Raw genomic sequence first — 19666 nt, forward strand, 5'->3', positions numbered from 1 at the left:
TTAACGGTTGTCAACAGTCCCAACAACTCAACCGTATGCCGTGAAGGTCTTGCCTGGCCTCGTTCAGCGGTGACACCATCGCCGATATCCCCCTGATGAATCTTCGCAAAAGCGATATTTTCCAGGGAACCTCCATCGAGGGCGACCATAATGCCGACCGTAGCCTCTGAAAGGTCGATGCAATGACCGATATTGGTTCGAGAACGACGCCTCCCCCGTCCGAGCATGGCCCGCAAGAACACGTGCAGCGGCTGCGGCCCAACTCGATCGGTCTCGTGGCCGTGGTGTTCATGGCCGTGGCCACCGCGGCACCCATCAGCGCGATGGTCGGCAACGTGCCGGTGGCCGTGGGCTTCGGCAACGGCACCGGCGCTCCCGCCGGCTACCTCGTGGCCACCGTCGTGCTCACCGTCTTCGCCGTGGGCTACGTGGCCATGGCGCGGCACATCACCGCGGCAGGCGCGTTCTACGGCTTCGTCTCGCACGGACTGGGCCAAGTCGCGGGCATGTGCGCCGGACTGCTCGCCACGGTCGCCTACATCGTGTTCGAGGCGTCGCTGACCGGCCTGTTCGCCTACTTCGCGAAGCAGACCGTGGCCGACCTCTTCGGCGTTTCCCTGCCCTGGCTCCTCTACGCGTTGCTCATGCTCGCGCTCAACGCCGTGCTGTCGCACTTCGACATCAACCTGACCAGCAAAGTCCTCGGCCTCGCCCTGGTCTCGGAGGTACTCATCCTCACCGCGCTCGCCGTGGCGATACTCGTGGACGGAGGCGGCCCGGACGGCTTCGTGCCGCAGGTGATCAACCCCCTGAACGCCTTCGACGCCGCCTCGGGTGTCGCCGGCGCAAGCGTCGGCCTCGGCCTGTTCATGGCCTTCTGGTCATGGGTCGGCTTCGAATCGACCGCGATGTACGGCGAGGAGTCCCGCGACCCCAAGCGCATCGTCCCCATCGCCACCATGCTGGTGGTCGTCGGCGTCGGTCTCTTCTACGTCTTCGTCTCCTGGATGGTCGTAGCCGCCAACGGACTCGACCAGTCGGTGCGCGTAGCCGGCGGCGGCACCCCCGCCGAACTGCTCTTCGGGCCGACCCGCGTCCTGCTCGGCGACTGGGCCGTCACCCTCTTCCAAATCCTGCTCGTCACCGGCTCGTTCGCCTGCGGCATGGCGTTCCACAACTGCGCGTCCAGATACCTCTACGCCATCGGCCGAGAAGACGTCGTACCCGGCACCCGACGCACGCTCGGCGCCACACACCCGAAACACGGCTCACCCCACGTCGCCAGCAACGTCCAGTGCGGGATCGCCACGACGCTGGTCCTGAGCTTCGCGCTGGCCGGCAAGGACCCCTACCTCGACCTCTTCGTCGTCCTGTCCGTCCTGGGCACGATGGCCATCCTCATCGTCCAGATCCTCAGCTCCGCGGCCGTCATCGGCTACTTCCACGTGCGGCGCAAGCACCCCGAGACCGCCCACCCGCTCCGCACGTTCGCGGCGCCGTTGTCGGGCGGCATCGCGATGATCTACGTGGTGATCCTGCTCTTCCAAAACCTCGACACGGCGGGCGGCGCCGCGTCGCAGACCACGATCTTTCGGCTGATCCCCTACCTGGTGCTCGGCGTCGCCGTGTTCGGTGTCGTCCTCGCGCTCTACACGAAGGTCCGGGCGCCCCATCGGTTCGCGCTGATCGGCCGCGTGGTGCTGGAGGAATCCACGGAGCGAGCGGCGTGACGCTCCGCCTCCGGTTCCACCGGCGACCGAACGGCCGTTAGGGGTACCGGAGGCAACCGAATCTGGAAATGGTGTAAACCATAGTTGTGTCCATGGAACATGACGAAGCCCCAGCCCCAGCCCCAGCCCCGACGTCCGGCACCGCCGAGGACGTACGCCGCCGCATCCTCGAGCAGATCCGCAGCGGCCGGCTCCGACCCGGAGACAAGCTCGGCGGCGAACGCGACCTCGCCCAGCAGTACGGCGTCAGCCGCTCCACCCTGCGGCACGCACTCGACGCCCTTCAGCAAAGCGGCATCGTGCGCCGTGTGCCCGGACGCGGCGGCGGCACGTTCGTCAGCCACGGCAAAGCCGAGCGCGACCTTTCCACGGCCGTCGGCGTACCGGCCTACCTGCGCCGGCAAGGGTTCGAAGCCGGCACCAACGTCCTGTCCACCGCGATGCGCGCTGCGGACAAGGACACCGCCCGTCGGCTCCGCCTGTCGTCCGGCGACCTCGTGTTCGACCTGGTGCGGCTTCGACTCGCCGATGGCCGGCCGATCAGCCTCGAGCACGCACAACTCGTCGCCGAACACTTCCCCGGCCTCCTCGAATGCGCCCTCGGCGGATCCGTGTACGAGCTCATCGCCGAGCACTACGGCACCGCACCCGCCGACGTCACCGAGGAAATCGAGGTCGTGGCCGCCACCGCGGACGAAGCCCGGGTGCTGGAGGTCGAGCCCGGCGCGCCACTGATCTCCGTCGTCCGTGTGGCGGCGGACCAGCAAGGTCGCGTCTTCGAGTTGTCCCACGACCTGTTCCGTGCGGACCGGACCCGCATGACCATCCGCACCCGGTTGCGCGACGCCCAGGACGAAGGCGGGCTGCGGATCCAGGCGACCTGACCATCCACCCCGCGCGGCAGCGCCGCGCCCTTCGAAACGACCGAGTTGGCTCGCCAAGCGCCATCGCGACCCAGGAGTACGGCCATGACCGAGTTCGTCCGATACGAGTGCGTGGACGCCATAGCCACGGTGACCATTGATCGACCAGCCGCCCTCAACGCCTTGGACAACGCGACGAAGGTGGCATTGCGCAATGCCCTGACCCGGGCTGCCGGCGATGCGAACGTGCGGGCGGTGGTGCTCACCGGCGCGGGGCGTGCCTTCTGTGTGGGCCAGGACCTCCGGCAACACCGCGAACAGCTGGCACGCAGCGCCCAGACGGCCTTCGCCACCGTCGCCGAGCACTACAACCCCCTGGTCATGGCCCTGACCACAATGCGAAAGCCGGTGATCGCGGCCGTCAACGGTGTGGCGGCAGGCGCCGGCGCGGCACTCGCGTTCGCTTGCGACTTCCGCATCCTCGCCGAGACTGCGACGTTGAACCTGGCGTTCGCGGGCATCGGGCTCGCCGCCGACTCGGGAGCGTCATGGACCCTGCCGAGGCTTGTGGGGCACGCTCGGGCGACCGAGTTGTTGATGCTGCCCGAGACGATTTCGGCGTCGCGGGCGTTGGAGCTGGGACTCGCCAACCGGATGGTGCCGGCCGAAGACATCGCAGTGGCGGCAAACGACCTCGCACGACGCCTGGCTACGGGGCCGACCGTGGCGTTCGCCGCGATCAAGGAGGCGCTGGCGTGCTCGGCCACGCTACCGATTTCGAGGGCGCTCGGTAAGGAGAGCGCCCTTCAGCTCCGTGTCGGCAAGTCCGCGGACCACCGAGAAGCGGTGGACGCATTCCTGAACAAGACGCAGCCCCGGTTCACAGGGCGTTGACGGGCCTGTCCCGGGCCCTCGCCGCGACAGCGCCGAGGGCCCGGGACACGCCCGTCACGAGCAGCCTGCCGCGACCGCACCCATACACACCGCGCGCGCCGCCCACACGACCTTGCCGCCCTCCGGGGTGCGGTGGTAGCCGACTTGTTCGGCCTCCGCGGCGACCAGGAAGAGCCCCCGCCCGTGCTCATCGTCCTGTGCTCCAAGGCCCACAACGGGCGGCTTCGGGCTGTCGTCGCCGACCTGCACGATCAAAAGCCCGTCGACGGTCCACATGGAGACACGGATGCCCGGCGAAATCCCACCGGACTGTTCGCCTCGACCGCGGCCGCCGCACTCGCACGCGTGCCGGACCGCGTTCCCGACGAGTTCGGAAACCATGATGCGAACGGCCTCGACATCGTCGTCGGCCATGCCCCAATTCCGTGCCACCTCCGCGGCGCGCCGACGTGCATACGGCACGGAACCCAAGCCCGCAGCGAGCGGGATCATGACAAGACGCCCATCGCGCGGAGCGGGTGCCGGGCGGGCGGCAAGACGGGTGTTCATGGGAAGAACCTCCAGACCGTGATCCCCACAGAACGCTGCGTAGGATCCGGGACCGTTTTCAGGTTTTCGGTATGCCATTTGAGCGTCCGGCAGGTCCCGAGTTTGATCCCGCCGCTCCCCGAGGTCCTGTGCCGTTACGATCCACGCACCAGGTCCATCGAACCAAGAGGATCGACCTATACGGTTCAGACCCTTGGGTTCAGTGTGAACCATTTTTTTAATGGTTGCAAACGGTCTATAGCGGACTGGATGCCCGTGGACCCCGGGACTCCGCAGCCCGCCTGCGAACCCGAGGACGAGAGCGACGCCCGGGGCCGGACAACGTCACGGCATGGGGCCACGGTGCACCCGAGGGAGCAACCCATCGCCGGCCCGACGCCGTGATCCACTGCCGACCGCCTGTCACCGCACGGCCGACCAACTCCGCCTCCCACCGACCCAAGGCGGCGTGGACACCCGCCTGCGACGCCGACGGTCTTCCGCGTGAGGGCGCGTGAGGGCGCGTGGGTCGCGGAGGTCACCGACACGGTCGACCTCACCGGGTGGCCGAGGGGCGTGCGGGTGATCGTGTGCAAGGAACGCCCGTACCCCGGCGCACAGTTGTGGATCACCGACGTCGACGGCAACCGCTGCGTCTGCTTCGTCACGAACACGGCGGGCGGGCAGCTCGCGGACCTCGAACTCCGCCACCGCCGACGCGCCCGCGCCGAGGACCGCATCCGCCGGGCCCCGCGACCGGCCTGCGGAAGCTGCCCCTGCGCGGCCTCGCGCAGAACCGGGTGCGGCGCGAACTCGTCGCCCTTGTCAGCGAGTTGGTCGCGTGGACGCAGATGCTCGCCCCGACCGGCGAAGCGAGGCGACGGGAGATCAGGAAGCTCTGCTTCCGCGTCTTCGGAACCGCCCCTGGTCCGCACCGGCCGGCGGACCATCGTCCGCGCGGCCGAACGATGGCCCTGGTTGACCCGGTCCCGAATGATCGGGCATCCCGAACGCGTCCTTCGTCACCCGTCCGGACATTCAGGGCGTCGGCTCATCGACCTCTGAGCCGCCCGGCCGCCTTTCATCCGGTTCCTGCGCCCGCACATCGCCCATCGGTCCCGTCCTGGGACACGTAGCCCGCCGGGTCGCAAACAGGTCAGGCTGCCGTCCCGGTCTTGGTGCTGTGGTAGTGGTAGAAGCCGCGGCCGGACTTACGGCCCAGGTGGCGGGCCTGAACCATGCGGGAGAGCAGGGGCGGCGGGATGAAGTGCGGTTCCTTGAACTCCTGGTACAGCGACTCGGCGATGGCCAGCGTCGTGTCCAGGCCGATGTGGTCGGCGAGCGCCAGCGGCCCCATGGGGTGGGCGCAGCCGCGCACCAGTCCCGCGTCGATGTCGTCGGCCTCCGCGAACCCCGACTCGTACATCCGGATCGCGGACAGGATGTACGGGATGAGCAGCGCGTTGACGACGAAGCCCGCGCGGTCCTGGGACACGATCGAGTGCCGACCGAGCGTGTCGCGGACGAAGTAGCGTACCCGGTTCCAGGTGTCGTCGCTGGTGACCAGGGTCGGGACCAGTTCCACCAGGTCCAGAACGGGCACGGGGTTGAAGAAGTGCACGCCCATCACCCGGCCGGGGCGGCTGGTGGCCGCGCCCAGCTTCATGATCGGGATCGCGGAGGTGTTGGACGCCAGGACGGCGTGCGGGCTCGTCACGAACTTGTCGAGGGTGGCGAAGATCTCCAGCTTCACCGCCTCGTCCTCAGTGGCCGCCTCGATCACCAGATCACGGTCGGCGAAGTCCTCCAGCGTGGTGGTGAAACGGATCCGGCCGAGCGCGGCCGCCCGTTCGTCCGGGCCGATCTTCCCGCGGGCAACGGCCCGTTCGAGGGAGTTCTCGATACGGCCGCGGCCGGCGGCGGCCGCGGCCTCGTCGATCTCCTGCACCACCGTGTCCAGGCCGGCCCGGGCGCAGATCTCGGCGATGCCCGAGCCCATGAGGCCGCACCCGACGACGCCGACGCGCTCCGTCGTCCCTTCCCTGCCTTGTGCCTTGCTGCGGTCCGTGCGGGTGCTCATCTGGGTCGGTTCCTTCCGCTCAGGTATCACAAGTTCGGAAATCGCAAGTGCACGGGTCAGGGCTTCGCCCCTACGGAAGGTTGCGGGCCATGACGATGCGCTGGACCTGGTTGGTGCCTTCGTAGATCTGGGTGATCTTGGCATCGCGCATCATGCGTTCCAGGGGATAGTCGCGGGTGTAGCCGTAGCCGCCGAGGAGTTGCACGGCATCGGTGGTGATCTCCATGGCGGCGTCGGAGGCATAGCACTTGGCGGCGGCGCCGAAGAACCTCAGGTCGTTGTCGTCTCGTTCGGATCTGGCGGCGGCGGCGTAGGTGAGTTGGCGTGCGGCTTCGAGTTTCATGGCCATGTCGGCGAGCATGAACTGGATGCCCTGGAACTCGGCGATGGCCTTGCCGAACTGCTTGCGTTCCCTCACGTAGCCCTTGGCGTAGTCCAGCGCGCCCTGCGCGATGCCGAGCGCCTGGGCGGCGATGGTGATGCGGGTGTGGTCCAGGGTCCTCATCGCGGTGCTGAACCCCGTGCCCGGCTCGCCGATCATCCGCTCCGCGGGGATACGGACGTTGTCGAAGTACACCTCACGCGTCGGGGAGCCCTTGATACCCAGCTTCTTCTCCGGCGCCCCGAACGAGACCCCCTCGTCGTCCTTGTCGACCACGAACGCCGAGATGCCGCGCGAGCGCTGCCCGGGATCGGTGACAGCCATGACGGTGTAGTACTGCGAGATCCCCGCGTTGGTGATCCACCGCTTCACACCGTTCAAGACATAGGTGTCGCCGTCGCGCACCGCGCGGGTCTTCATCCCCGCCGCGTCGGAGCCTGCCTCGGGTTCGGTCAGGCAGTACGAGAACATGCCCTCGCCGCGCGCCAGCGCACCCAAATACTTGACTTTGAGTTCTTCGGACCCCGACAGCTGCACCGGCAGGGAGCCGAGTTTGTTGACCGCGGGGATCAGGGAGGACGAGGCGCACACTCGGGCGACTTCCTCGATGACGATCACCGTGGACAGCGCGTCCGCGCCCGAGCCGTCGTAGGTCTCCGGGACGTGCACGGCGTGCAGGTCGTTGGCCTCCAGCACCTCACGGGCCTCGACCGGGAACCGGCCCAGCTCGTCGACCTCGGCCGCCCATGGGGCGATCTTCGCCTCCGCCAACGAACGCACCGCGTCCCGGAGCATGTCGTGCTCCTCCGAGAGACGGAACAGATCGAAGTCCGATGACATACGGCACTCCTCTAGAGAGGTACTGAGTACCCTATTTTATGCACACTGAGTGCCAGAAGCCAAAGACTGCGGTGTAATAGGGTGATGAACAAGACGGAGGAACCGGGTACGGACGACAGGCCCCCCATTCGTGACCTGCTCGTATCGGCGGCGTTCGAGCTGTTCACGGAGCGCGGATACGAGAACACCACGATCGACGACATCGTGCGGCTCGCCGGAGTCGGGCGCCGGTCCTTCTTTCGGTACTTCCCGACCAAGGAGGACGTGGTCTTTCCCGACCACGAACACGCCCTGGCCGAGATGGTCGCCTACCTCCAGGCCGACCACTCCGGCCAGGACCCGGTCACCACGGCTTGCGGCGCCGCCCGCGTCGTCATGCGCATGTACGCCGAAAATCCCACGTTCTCGGCCCGCCGGTACGCCCTCACCCGGCGTGTGCCGGCGCTCAAGACGTACGAGATCTCGGTCGTCTGGCAGTACGAACGCACGCTGGCCGCCTACCTCGGACGCAGCTTCTCCCATCTCCCCGACGGTGGCGTCCGTGCCTACACCGTCGCCGCGGCCGTCGTGGCCGCCCACAACTACGGCCTGCGCACCTGGCTCCGCTCCGGTGCCACCGGCGACGCCGCCGCGTCCGTCGACCCGGCCCTGGACATGGTCCGCCGCACTTTCCACGAACCGGAGGACGCTGTCGTCCTGATCGCTCGCACCGGTACGCCGCTGTGGCAGGTAGTCCAGAAGGTGGAGACCGCACTCAAGCAGGACAACAGTGGCTCGTGAGGCTCCCGCGAGGTACTCAGGTGCCATTGAATACGGTACTGAGTTCCGCACTATCCGAGCGGGTCGACACGGTTGCAGGCGCAAGGACCACGCTCACGGGAAATGCCGCCCCCATCGAACTTCGCGCGCGGATGGGTCGCTTCCTTCCCCGTAGCGGAGGATGACGTGCGCCGGCCGGAAGCAGAGCCCACGGAGCGCGGGGGCCATAATGCTGAAGAGCGCGTCCGCATCCGGCCCGCATGCGTAGAGGGTGGCCTCACTCCCGCCGAACTCGTTGCCGTCGAGGTCGCCGACGCCGGCGTGTTCGACCGGGCCGCCGAGGGCTCGCTCCACCTGCCGAACCGGCATGCCCGCCTACGCCGAACCCGCGATGAGGAGTGCGCGGTGTCCACCGGGCGGAGGTGGTGCCACCCGGATGGCCCGTCCCCTCACCGACGACACCGTCCGGGCCCTGACGATGACTGGGACGCCTACAAGAGGGCCAGGATGAACGGCACCGCCGAGGACTGACGCCCCCGGCCCGGCGATCGGCGGCGGGAGCGTGCTTCGAGGAGTGCGCGTCGACCGGCCTCGACCCGGCGGCGCCGGCTCGCGAGGCTGCCGCGAGTTCCTGGGCGGTCTGGATCTGGGGCCGGGCAAGCCGGAGCACATCTTCGCCCACACCGGCCGACTGCCCGCCTTCGCGGGCGGCAACGCCGACGTCGACATCGAGATGCTCCGGAGCGCCGCGTTCGCACTGCTGGTCCGCCACGACGACGACCGGCGCGAGTACGCCTACACCAAGGGCGCCGATGCCTCGCTCGCCACGGCCCGGCAACTCGGCTGGACCGTCGTGAGCATGAAGAGCGACTGGACGACCCTGTTCCGACCAGGAGGACGCGTTGAATGGCCTGACCGCTGTCGACGTGCTCGTCAACCCGGACGAGAGCACCCTGCGGCACGCCCACGCCTGGAGCGCCCGGATGCGCGCGAGCGTCCCGGACGGCTTCGCACTGAAGCCTGGTCCCCGGCCTGCGGAGTTCGGCCACGGCCTCCTCACCCGCGCCCGGATGCGAACCACCCGGGCGGATCGCGAGGACCCGAGGCCGCCCGGACGCATCCGCCCGGGCCCGCCCTGTCGGGACCGTCGGTGTGCGGCGTGCTCAGGCCGTACGGGCGGGGTGGTCGAACCAAGCCGTCACGGACCGCTTGTAACCGTCGGGCATGCACAGGTCGGGGACCTCGGCGCGGGTGAACAGGCCGATCTCGCAGTGCTCGTGGCTGAGGACCGGGGCGGCGTCGGCGTCCGGGAGATGGATGCCGTAGGTGACGATCAGGACGTGGCGCCCGGGCAGGGGTTCGTAGACCCACGTGTCCAACAGGGGCCCGGTCCGGGCCTTCCAGGCGGTCTCCTCCTCGATCTCGCGGACCACGCACTCGGCCGGCTCCTCGCCCGACTCCAGTCGGCCGCCCGGCAGTTCCCACTCCCGCCGCTCGTTCCGCAGCAAAAGCACGCGGTCCCGGTGGTCGAGGACGACGCCCTTGACGGAGACCGGCCACGTACGGGAAGCGGGTGTGTTCACGAAATCCTCCATGTGCTCGGCCGCCGAAGCTCGGGAACTGCCGGTGCGACCAAAGGCCGTTTCAGTCTCCCGTACGACACCCAGGCCCGGGGCGGGTTCGACGTTCGCGGGGGACGAACGGCGGCAACGCGAAGCCGAGGACGCCGAACCCTTCGCCGATCCCCACTACCGCACCGTCGGAGGCAACATCCCGGACGTCAAGCCGCGTACCGTGCCCCCGGCGCATCGGCGCCACGAGACCGCGCAACGGGATCCGGCGTGGTTGGTCTTGCCTGTCGGAGATCGTCCAAGACCATTGCTCGTCACCCCCACGAGACGGCGCGTGCCTCCGCGCTGCCCCGTTCAGGCGGGCATGTGCAGCTGCCGGGACATGGTTCGGGAACCGGCACCCGCCTCGGGCGGCGGTCGCACCCGGGACAGACGGTTTCGGACTCGAGGCGGGCGCTGGAGGTTCAAGGACACATGTCGGAGTGCGTTGCGGGGAGGGGGTTCGAGGGGTCGTCCAGCCACGCGGTCTGTCCGCTCGCCGTGGCGGTGAGGCCGAAACGAGTGCGTTCTGGGCGGCCGTGGGCGCCCCACCAGGCGAGTGCGGCTTCGACTTCGGCGAGGATCGGCCGGGGGCCGTGCACCGCGCTCTCGAACACGGTCCCGCCCGGGGTGTGGTCCACGCAGGCCCAGGAGCGGGATTGCGCGTCGACCAGCCACAGCGTGAACTCGCCGCCGCCTTCTCGTGTCGCGTCCGGGGGTCGGCCGATCGAGCGGCGCACCCCGGGGGCGAACAGGCCCGTGCAGAACGTGGCGTCGCGGTCGTCGACCAGGAGCCGGGCGTCCAAGGTGGTGGTGCCCGGTGTACCGGGGTCCTGGTCGCGGACGGTGTCCATGACGCCGCCGCGCACGCCCTGGCCGCGTTCCCACATGAACGCCGCGTCCCCCACCACTCGCCCGCACGCTCGCGGCCCGGTGGTGTCGGTGTCGATGTCCAGGGCGAGCAGGACGCCGTTGTACAGGGCGCTGCCCCACGGGGTGACGATCCGGCCCCCGGGGCGGGACTGGGCGACCCACGCCGGCGGGATGGTGTGCACGGAGAACGTCGACAACACCCGGTCGTACGGGGCGTGTTCGACGCTGCCGCAGGTGCCGTCGCCGATCAGCAGGTGGGGGTGGTGGCCCGCGCGGTGCAGTGCGCCCCGGGCGTCGGCGGCCACGCGCGGGTCGAGTTCGATCGAGACGACCGCGTCGTCGCCGAGGCGGGTGGCGAGCAGCGCGGCGGTGATGCCCACGCCCGTGCCGATCTCCAGGACCCGGTGCCCCTCGCGCACGTCGAGGTGGGCGAGCATGGCGGCGACCATGCGCGGCATGCTCGCGCTGCTCGTCGGGCGCAGCGAGAACTCCGGCGCGTGGGTGCCGTCCTCGACCTGGGTGATCAGTGCGGTGTCGGTGTGGACGAGGGCGTGCCAGCGTGCGGGGTCGTCGGCACGGTCCAGGCGGTGGTAGCCGTCGGGGGCCGGAACCCGGACACGGTCGGGCACGAACGCGGCGCGGTCCACCCGGGCCCAGGCGTCGGCCCAGTCCGGGGCGAGCCGGCCGGCGGCGGCGAGCTCGGCAGCCAACGCGGCGGCGTCGGGCACGGTCGCGGGGCTGCCCGAAGCCGCGGGGGTGTCGATGCCGGGAGGAGAGCTCATTTCTCGGGCGGGGCGGGCGGGTTCGGGTCCGGCGGGATCGGTCGTCCGGGCTGCCGACCGTCGCCCTCGACCGGATCGTCCTTACCGCGATGACGTCCGGCCATGGACGTCTCCCCTCGTGCCGGCCCGATGAACACCACCCACCGTAGGCGCACACACGCACACACGGCGGGGAAGCGTGCGAACCGGGCCGGCCGTCGCCTGTCGATCGTTCGGCCGGATCGGTGACGCGGTGGCGTGCTCGAACTCGCGTGCCGCGCGGGGTTGTCGCCCGGTGCCCGTAGCCTCCTCGCGGTCGTGTGCGGATCGGCCGCGCGGCCGGGAATCGTCGCACGAGCAGCGGAGGCCGGCGTGGGAGCGGACGTGTGGGCCGTGGCGGAGGAGTCGGAGCGCACCGTGTGGTCGTTCGCGCCGTTCGAGCACGTGGGCCCGTCGAGGTTCGGCATGTTTCGAAATGGCCGCGCTGCGGCACGAGAAGGCAACCTGACCCGACCTGCTCCGACGACCCACTCGGCTCGGCCACACCGGGCTGGTCAACGGCCTCCAGGTCACCGCTGGCCGTGTCGTAGACCGCGACGGGCGGGGCGTGTCGTTGACGACCGAACGGATCGGGACACCGCGTTCCGCCTGCGGTTCCGCCTGGTTCGGCCCATGTCGTCCGGGGCCCGTTCATGCATGATGACGGGATGAACCATAGCGACCAGCGCTTCCACGTCATCGTGCTGTCGAACTTCGCGAAGGGCTTCGACAAGTATGCGTTCGCCTACGGTAAGGCGGGGATTCCGGAAAGTACCCATCCCGACCGGTTCCACCTGCTGACCCGTGCGGAGTTGGGAATCGGCATCGGCAAGGCACGACGCTTGCTGGACCGTCTGGCCATTCCGGGCGATCGGCTGCTGGTGCTGGAAACCACGGTGGACCCCGACGAGCTGGTGCCCAACGTGTCGACCGGCCTCGGCATGGAACTGCACGAGGCTCGCATCCGGTTGTCAGCGGTCCACGAACTCGACCAAGTAGGCGACGAGTTCACTCTGCGCCCGACAACCGTCGAGGATGCGATGGCGGCCTCCCTGTACCTGCACGAATCGGCACAGCGTCGCTACGCCGACACGCGACCGCGCTCGGTTTCGCTTCTGCCGGTCGCCTCCGCCTGCCAAGCCCGGTGTTCGTTCTGCTTCTCCTCGGCTTCGATCTCCAGCGACCAAGCGCCGGCACGGGTCCCGTGGGACGCGGTCGCCCACTGGCTGGAGCGCGCCCGTGCGGCGGGTGCCGAGCGCGCGGTGATCACCGGCGGCGGGGAGCCCACGCTCATACCGTTCGAACAGCAGCTGCGACTGGTGTCCGCCTGCTCGGCGGCCTTCCCGAAGGTCGTCCTGATCACCAACGCGCACACCCTGGCGAAGGGCCGGCACGCTGACCGGGCCGGCCGCCTCGCAGCCCTGAGCGCCGCGGGCCTGAGCGTGCTGGCGGTCTCCCGGCACCATCAGGACGACGCCGTCAGCGAGCGGCTGATGATGCTGCGCACGCCGGTGAGCTCTGTGATCGACACCTGGCGCGTGGGACGTGACCGCTGGCCGGGGCTGCGGATGAGGCTGATCTGCGTACTCCAGCACGGCGGCGTCGCCGACGCGGCCGAGGTCGCCGACTACCTTTCGTGGGCTGCGGCTCTCGGTGTCGAGGAAGTCTGCTTCAAAGAGCTCTACGTATCCACCAGCACCGAGTCGCTCTACTTCGACCGCGCCGCCAACGTCTGGAGCCGAGAGCACCAGGTTTCGCTGTCCATCGTCACCCGATTCGCCGAGGAGCACGGCCTCGAACCGGCGAGCCGCCTGCCCTGGGGCGCGCCGGTCTACCACGGCAGCTGGGACGGACGGCCGATGCGGATCGCCGCTTACACCGAACCCAGCCTGCTCTGGGAACGCACCAACGGGATCGCACGCAGCTGGAACGTCATGGCCGACGGACGCTGCTACGCCTCCCTGGAAGACCGGGCCAGCGAGATCGTGCCGGAAGGTGCAACGGCATGAGGTTCGACGAGTTCCAGGAATTCCGGCAGCAGCAACTCCGTGCTTCCTCGTCGCTTCTGGACGCCGCCGAGACCAACGTGTACCGGGCGCTTGCTCCAATGCGACCGGAACCGCCGACCGGCATGAGTACGGTGCACCGGTGCGATCTCGCCCGTGCCTGGCTGCGGCGCTTCGAGCTGCCGGAAGAGTGGTCCGGCCACGCCATGGTCTGTCGAGGGGTCCGTCACGGGCTCGGCGTGGTGTTCCACCGGCTGCGCGCCGTGCAAGCGCGGTTGTGGCTGCCCAGCGACGTGTACCCGGTCTACCTCGAGTTGGCCCGCGCTGCGGGCCTGGCGCCCGCGTCCTACCCGACGCTGCCGGCGCCGGCCCTGCCGACGTCGCCGGCGGACCACCGGCCCGAATACCTGCTGCTCGCCAACCCCAGCAAGCCGCTCGGCCGATACCTGTCCGATGCCGAGTGCGCCGCGGTGATTTCGTGGTTGCGGGTATCACCACGCCGCCGCCTGCTGATCGACAGCGTCTACGACCTGGGAGCCCCGTTCGCTGCCGGCACACGGCGATTGCTGGACACCGGTTGTGCGGTCCTGCTGCATTCGGTCACCAAGGGATGGCTGTGGCCACGCACGTTCGGCGTGGTCCTGCTGGGTCCGGCACAAGCCGAATTGGCCGAAGCGTTCCGGGCGGATCCGCCGACGTCGGCACAGCTGAGGCTCGCCGACCATCTGCTGACCGAGCACAGCGACGTGCCCCGGCAGGTCGTCGACGAACTGGCCGCACGGGCCGAGCGACTGTTCGAACGGTTGCCGGACGAAGTGCTCGGGACGATTCCCACGGCGAGCCGGACTTGTCCCGGCAACTACTACTTCCCGGTTGAAATCCCAGCGGAGACGCTCCAGCGCGAGTGCGGCGTGCTCGCCATGCCGGTCAGCGTGTTCGGGGAGAGCGGTTGGTCCGGCTCCGTCCTGACCAGCCTTGCCGACGCTTTCGGCCCGACGCCGGCGGTGACACGATGAAACCACACCGGCGGTGCCGCCCTCACCGCCCTCGCGACCCTGGACGACATACCTGGGTTCGGGTGGTCGTGGTGAGGACTGCCGCGGTGGCGGCGATCAGCAGGGAGACGCCTGCGGAGATCCACCAGACCGTTCCGTAGGCGGTTTCGGTGGGGAACCGGCCGCCTTTGGGGGTCATGCCGGTGCGGATGTCGACGACGGGGTGTTCGACGCGTAGTTCGACCAGTACCCACGCGGCCATTCCCGGTCGGTCACCGCCGGACACTCCTCCGCGGGCCGCAGGGCAAGGTGTCGGTCGGGCTCGCCCGTCCGACACCCCCCCCGCACGGTCCTGCCGCCGGGCAAGCTCGTTGCCTGCGCGCAGCCGTCGACGCCCCACTCACGTAACGGCCACCTCTGCCGTCGGCGGGCGGCGTCACGCGAATTCGTCTGCCGGGCGGTTTCCGATCCTTGCCGGGCGTTCGCAACGTGCGAAGCGCGTCCTGGTCGAGTACGGCCCGGGAAGGCGCGTCCCACGATCCTGCCGGCGGATGGTCGGCGCTTCGGCAGGCCGCCGGTCTCGGGTTCTGCGTCGGGGCCGGATCAATACGCGAGCGAGACCGGCGGGCCCGTCAGAGCGCAATAGACGTAGTGCCCAGGCATGCCGGAGACCGCCGAGAAGTCGATCCGCAGGCTCCAGTTGGTCGGCCCGGGAATCGTCGGCGTCGGGCCCGTGGCGTACGGGGTGGAGAGGATTGCCCCCGGGGAGATCGTGCCCGAGGTCTTGGGCAACGGCCCCATCTCGACGGGTGAATTGCTGTTCAACCCGCCGGCGAACGTCACCGGACCACCTGCCGAGTTCAGCGTGGCGGTGGTGTAGAGCAGGTTCTGAACGAAGACGGGGACGTTCCAGTTGGTCTGGATTCGGAGTTTGTGGGTTACCGAGGTCGACAGGGTGCCGGAGACACCGGGATACGAGGTGCCCAATGTCGTGTCGAGGCAGTTGTAGGTCGCGGTCACGGGGCCGCCCGCGGAGGCGGTGCCGGCGAAGGCGAGAACGGCGGTGGCTGCCGTCGCCGCGCCGAGCGCGCCGAGGGCTCGAAGTCTGGTCGCGGACAAGACGTACCTCCTGTGAGTCGGTGCGAAGTGCCTGTGTGGGTCATCTGTGGGTCACGCGTTCGGGGGTGGACGGCCGGACGGCGTCGTCGAACGGCAAGAGAGCACGGCAGGCGAGGACGACGGTCGCCGCGTGTGCGCTCGTTGCTCGCAGCCTTGATCTCGGCATGCGAAACCGCATACCGCGTCGAAACGACACGCGAATCCCGCGCGCGCGGCGATCTGATGTGCCGAACGAGATCCTCCGAGCGGACGCTTTCATCACGGAAGCCGCCTCTCCGCCGGAGGGAATATCGATGCGGTTCGCTTCCGGACAACCTGCCGTTACGGTCGGGGATCAGGAATCAGGGAACAGGGATCAGGGCCGGATCAAGGGCTGGGGATTCCTGCGCTTTTCAATAAGAGAACGAGGTGCCGGAGTATCGAGGAATTTTCGGTCACCGCATAGGTTCCACCATCGAACGTGCGTCACATCGAATAGGCGGCCACGTGTTCCGCTGCCGCAGCCAGAGTGAACCAAGTCTCTCGGCGATAGTCAATGCCGATTCGATGGTTCTTTTTCCAATCGAACAGCTGTCGATATCGCCTGGCCAGGCGATCTTCGAACTCCCGACAATCGAGATCAAGAATTCGATCATGGCAGATCGCAGTGACACGTGTCGGATATTCAGCGCGGCCTCTGGCGCAAGTCGCGTGATATCCGCCCGACCTTGGGTTTTGCGACGTACACCCGCGATCGGGCACGTCGGGCCTGGTCGATACCGCACGATGTCGTCGGCCCATCGCGACCACGCGCCGAGCCGACACCTCGCGCCCGCCGAGTTCCTGGACGCCCTCGCGACCTTCCTCGCCGACCGCGCCACACGCTCAACACGGCAGCGGCAACGGCACAACCGGGCGCTGCACTCGAGAGAGACGGCCGAGCGCCTGGCCGCGGACAAGGAGGCCCTGGTCCGCCGACTGCGACGCGGACACGGATCTCACCGGGTCCGGGGTGGGGGTCGGGGGCCTGCTCATACGGAATCATTCGGGCACCCAAAGTGATCATGCTGCCCGCCGCCACGGCCCGTTCGCACGGTCGGCGTGCCTCCCGGTGAACCCGCGCCCACCCGCCCGTGCCCGTGCCCGTGGAACGAGTCGATCCCTTCCGCGCCGCCGACGTGTACAGCGCACCCCCTGTGGGCCCACTGGGCGTCCGACGCCGGTCAACCCTGCGGCGTGAAGCGTTCCAGGAGGCGGACGAGTTGATGAGCACCGACGCCGCGACCGCGGGCTCTCCAAGATCGCCGGTTCGGCGAGAGGCCGGTCGGCGCGCACCTTCCCCATGCCGGGGAAGGATTCGAGCAGGATTCGGGCGGCATCTTGCGGACGGCCCGGCGGTCGGCGGGCCGGCACCTCGCGCAGCGGCAGGTGGCCGCGTTCGAGTGCCTCCTTCACCTCGGCTCGTTCCCTCCGGACGACCGCGGCCGCCTCGACCACGGCCCGGCGTTGTTCGGGGATGAGCGGGGGCACAGCCGCGGGTGTCTCCTCGCGTCGTGTCCCCGGAACGGCGCACCCGAACTCGGCCTCACCATCCGCGTCCGACGCGCCGACGACCACGACCTCACCCGCAGAATCTCCGAGAACACCCGGGTCACCCCCGCCTCGACGAGCCAGTCAAGTTGGGTGTCCAGCGATTGGCGGGCGCCGGACGCTCGTCCTTACACGAGGCGGATGCGCACAACCGGTCCGGCGTCCGCGCCCGCCGAGCACGGCAGTTCGGTCCAGGCGGAGCCGGGCCGGCTCACGGCCGAATCGCCACCGCGAGGGCCTGTGCAGTCCCAAGACTTGCTTGACGCGGAAGTCGCTGGACATGGTTGACGGTCGCAGGAGATCTTCGCCGGTCCGGGGACGTTCTTCGCAGGCGTGTCGTTGCCTTGAGCGTAATCGAAATACCCGAGTCCCCGGCGGCGGATGACGAAGACTGGACGGTGGAGCATCGGTTCCGTGCGGTGGCGGAGGTGCTGGACGGGGCGCCGGTGGCCGAAGTCGCCCGCCGGTACGGCACGTCGCGCCAGTCCGTGCACACCTGGCTGCGACGGTTCCGCGAGGGCGGACGGGACGGCCTGAAGGACCGCTCGCGGCGTCCGCACTCGTCACCGTCGCGGGTGCCGGTGGAGGTCGAACTCGCCGTCTGCCAACTGCGGGAGACATACCCGAGATGGGGAGCGCGTCGCATCGCCCACGCACTGGCGGTCCGCGGCGTCGCGAACGCGCCGGGCCGCTCGGCCGTGCACCGCATCCTGGTCCGCAACGGCCTGGTCAACCACCAACTCCAGGTCCATCGCCGCGTCTACAAGCGGTGGCAGCGCGACGCGCCGATGCAACTGTGGCAGATGGACCTGATGGGCGGCGTGTTCCTCGCGGACGGACGCGAGTGCAAGCTCGTCACCGGAATCGACGACCACTCGCGGTTCATCGTGATCGCCACAGTGCTGCTGCAGCCCACCGGACGGGCGGTCTGCGAGGCGTTCATCGACGCGATGCGCCATTTCGGCATGCCGTCGGAGGTGCTGACCGACAACGGGAAGCAGTTCACCGGCCGGTTCTCCAAACCGCTGCCCAACGAGGTGATGTTCGAGCGAGTATGTCGCGAGAACGGCGTCAATCAGCGCCTGACCAAGCCCAGGTCACCGACCACGACCGGGAAGATCGAACGGTTCCACAAGACGCTGCGACGCGAAATGCTGGACCATTCCGGTCCGTTCGCGAACCCGGCCGCCGCCCAGGCCGCGATCGACGCGTGGGTCCACGCCTACATCCACACCCGCCCGCACCAGTCGCTGGAGATGGCCACCCCGGCCCAGGTCTTCCGCCCGCACACACTCACGACCGGCCCCTCGACGCCCCCGACGCCCTCGCCGGCCGCGGTGGCGCAGCCGGCAGCGGAACCGTCCGAGCCCATGCGCCTTCCGGTGCTTCCTCCGCCCCGGTCCTCCGAAGAGAACCACCCCGTCCGGGCGGTGGAGCGCGACGGGCCATCCGGCGCGTCGGAGCCGACGGCACCTTCGCCGTCGCCCGCCACAAGCTCCGCCCCGGCATCGCACACGCCGGCAAGACCGTCACCGTCGTCATCGAGGAGACCTGCTTCCGGGCCTCGACCGCGAGGTCGAGATCTCCACCCACCCACGCAAGGACCGGCCCGTGATCCGCTTCATCGCCTCGCGCTGACCGTCAACCATCACGCGAGACACCGTCAACCGGTTCCCGGCTCACGACGGGCACTTTCGGGCCCGTCGTGGACGCCGGGCCCGTCGTGGGCGACGAGGTCGGTCGGTCGCCCGCGTGCCGATGCGGCGCCGGTCGCCGGGAGTGTCGCACGAGCGGCGGGTCCGGCCCGCCGCGATGTGTCGCGGGCGCGGTGTGCCGTCAGAGGCGGGCGATGACCTCGGCGGACGTCATGGGCAGCGAGAACATGGGGTAGTCGTAGGTGATCGCGTTCTCGTGCTCCTCCTGGGAGGTGGCGGCGACGCAGTCCGGCAGGGTGATGACGCGGAAGCCATTCTCGTACCCGGTGCGCATCGTCGACTCGACACAGCAGTTGGTGAGGAAACCGCCGAGGATGATCGTGTCGATCCCCCTGTTCCTCAGGATGAAGTCGAGATTCGTGCTCGCGAAGGTGTCGAGGCCGCGTTTGCCCTCGATCACGATGTCGCCTTCGGCCGGGGCGAGTTCGTCCACGATCGCGGCCCCCCAGGTGTCCTTGACGAAGGCCGTGCCTTCCACGACCCCCTTGAGGATGCCGTACGGGTGACGGGACAGTTCGCCGTAGCCGGCGGCGAAGGCGATGGGCGCGTGCATGATGGTGACGCCCGCGGCACGGGCGGCTTCGACCAGGGCCACGGTGTTCGCGAGCATGCCGGTCTTCGCCATCACCCCGGCGACGGCGCTGTTGAGCGCCCCGCCCTCGCTGGTGAAATCGTTTTGATACTCGATCAGGACGAGTGCGGTCCTCGCCGGATCGAAGCGGAGGGTCTCGGACATGGCGGCTCCTCGGTGACCTGGACCGCCAACGACATCGGCCAGTCTGCCGAAAGCGGACGCGGAACATCGGCACAACGACAAACTCGGCCCGTGGGCCGGTCGGGCCCAGGCCGACGCGCACCCGTGAGCAGGCACTCGGGACCCCGACGCCCGCGGGCCGTAGCTCT

Annotated in this window: 14 protein-coding genes and 2 pseudogenes; 8 read left to right on the forward strand and 8 right to left on the reverse strand. The window is 69.1% G+C overall.

The window, feature by feature from the left end; genetic code table 11:
• Nucleotides 1–182 precede the first annotated feature (182 nt).
• The 3 genes from A3IC_RS0141515 to A3IC_RS0141525 all read left to right on the forward strand — a co-directional run bounded on the left by A3IC_RS0141515 (nt 183) and on the right by A3IC_RS0141525 (nt 3487).
• Nucleotides 183–1730, forward strand: a complete 1548-nt coding sequence (locus A3IC_RS0141515) for an APC family permease (protein WP_026219331.1) — start codon at nt 183–185, stop codon at nt 1728–1730.
• Nucleotides 1731–1822: 92 nt separating this feature from the next.
• On the forward strand, nt 1823–2614 hold the full coding sequence (locus tag A3IC_RS59605; RefSeq protein ID WP_020555971.1) for a GntR family transcriptional regulator: 792 nt from the start codon (nt 1823–1825) through the stop codon (nt 2612–2614).
• A gap of 84 nt (nt 2615–2698) precedes the next feature.
• Nucleotides 2699–3487, forward strand: a complete 789-nt coding sequence (locus A3IC_RS0141525; protein WP_020555972.1) for an enoyl-CoA hydratase-related protein — start codon at nt 2699–2701, stop codon at nt 3485–3487.
• Nucleotides 3488–3541: 54 nt separating this feature from the next.
• Here A3IC_RS0141525 and A3IC_RS65975 read toward each other — a convergent pair whose 3' ends face one another.
• A complete protein-coding gene (locus A3IC_RS65975) occupies nt 3542–4114 on the reverse strand; it encodes an ATP-binding protein (protein ID WP_158696315.1) in 573 nt (190 codons plus the stop codon).
• A 359-nt stretch (nt 4115–4473) separates the two neighbouring features.
• On the opposite strand from A3IC_RS65975, the pseudogene A3IC_RS69320 reads away from it, so the two are divergent.
• Nucleotides 4474–5080, forward strand: a pseudogene (locus tag A3IC_RS69320) (transposase); the annotation flags it as partial.
• A 91-nt stretch (nt 5081–5171) separates the two neighbouring features.
• On the opposite strand, the gene A3IC_RS0141535 reads toward A3IC_RS69320, so the two are convergent.
• On the reverse strand, nt 5172–6095 hold the full coding sequence (locus A3IC_RS0141535; RefSeq protein ID WP_020555974.1) for a 3-hydroxybutyryl-CoA dehydrogenase: 924 nt from the start codon (nt 6093–6095) through the stop codon (nt 5172–5174).
• 70 nt (nt 6096–6165) lie between these two features.
• Nucleotides 6166–7317: an acyl-CoA dehydrogenase family protein gene (locus tag A3IC_RS0141540; protein ID WP_026219332.1), complete on the reverse strand. Its 1152-nt coding sequence runs from the start codon at nt 7315–7317 to the stop codon at nt 6166–6168.
• An 84-nt stretch (nt 7318–7401) separates the two neighbouring features.
• On the opposite strand from A3IC_RS0141540, the gene A3IC_RS0141545 reads away from it, so the two are divergent.
• Nucleotides 7402–8097 (forward strand): TetR family transcriptional regulator, encoded by a 696-nt coding sequence (locus A3IC_RS0141545; RefSeq protein WP_020555976.1) that lies wholly within the window; start codon nt 7402–7404, stop codon nt 8095–8097.
• A 1142-nt stretch (nt 8098–9239) separates the two neighbouring features.
• On the opposite strand, the gene A3IC_RS0141555 is transcribed toward A3IC_RS0141545, so the two are convergent.
• Entirely contained in the window at nt 9240–9659 is a 420-nt protein-coding gene (locus A3IC_RS0141555) for an NUDIX hydrolase (RefSeq protein ID WP_026219333.1), read from the reverse strand.
• Nucleotides 9660–10111: 452 nt separating this feature from the next.
• Entirely contained in the window at nt 10112–11341 is a 1230-nt protein-coding gene (locus tag A3IC_RS0141560) for a methyltransferase domain-containing protein (protein WP_079027022.1), read from the reverse strand.
• Nucleotides 11342–12027: 686 nt separating this feature from the next.
• Here A3IC_RS0141560 and A3IC_RS0141565 point away from each other — a divergent pair.
• Nucleotides 12028–13368 (forward strand): radical SAM family protein, encoded by a 1341-nt coding sequence (locus tag A3IC_RS0141565; RefSeq protein WP_020555980.1) that lies wholly within the window; start codon nt 12028–12030, stop codon nt 13366–13368.
• Nucleotides 13365–14381: an aminotransferase class I/II-fold pyridoxal phosphate-dependent enzyme gene (locus A3IC_RS0141570; RefSeq protein WP_020555981.1), complete on the forward strand. Its 1017-nt coding sequence runs from the start codon at nt 13365–13367 to the stop codon at nt 14379–14381. The genes A3IC_RS0141565 and A3IC_RS0141570 overlap by 4 nt, the downstream gene beginning before the upstream one ends.
• Before the next feature lie 22 nt (nt 14382–14403).
• Here A3IC_RS0141570 and A3IC_RS0141575 read toward each other — a convergent pair whose 3' ends face one another.
• The gene (locus A3IC_RS0141575) at nt 14404–14622 is read right to left on the reverse strand and encodes a hypothetical protein (protein WP_020555982.1); all 219 of its coding nucleotides are present in this window, start codon (nt 14620–14622) and stop codon (nt 14404–14406) included.
• A gap of 341 nt (nt 14623–14963) precedes the next feature.
• A complete protein-coding gene (locus tag A3IC_RS0141580; RefSeq protein WP_020555983.1) occupies nt 14964–15479 on the reverse strand; it encodes a hypothetical protein in 516 nt (171 codons plus the stop codon).
• A gap of 1922 nt (nt 15480–17401) precedes the next feature.
• Between A3IC_RS0141580 and A3IC_RS67925 the strand changes: the two are divergent.
• Nucleotides 17402–18448, forward strand: a pseudogene (locus tag A3IC_RS67925) (IS481 family transposase); the annotation flags it as partial.
• A gap of 436 nt (nt 18449–18884) precedes the next feature.
• Here the strand turns inward: A3IC_RS67925 and A3IC_RS0141595 are convergent.
• Nucleotides 18885–19499 (reverse strand): cysteine hydrolase family protein, encoded by a 615-nt coding sequence (locus A3IC_RS0141595; protein WP_020555985.1) that lies wholly within the window; start codon nt 19497–19499, stop codon nt 18885–18887.
• Nucleotides 19500–19666: the final 167 nt, after the last annotated feature.

The organism is Embleya scabrispora DSM 41855 (assembly GCF_000372745.1).
GTDB classification, from domain to species: Bacteria; Actinomycetota; Actinomycetes; order Streptomycetales; family Streptomycetaceae; genus Embleya; species Embleya scabrispora.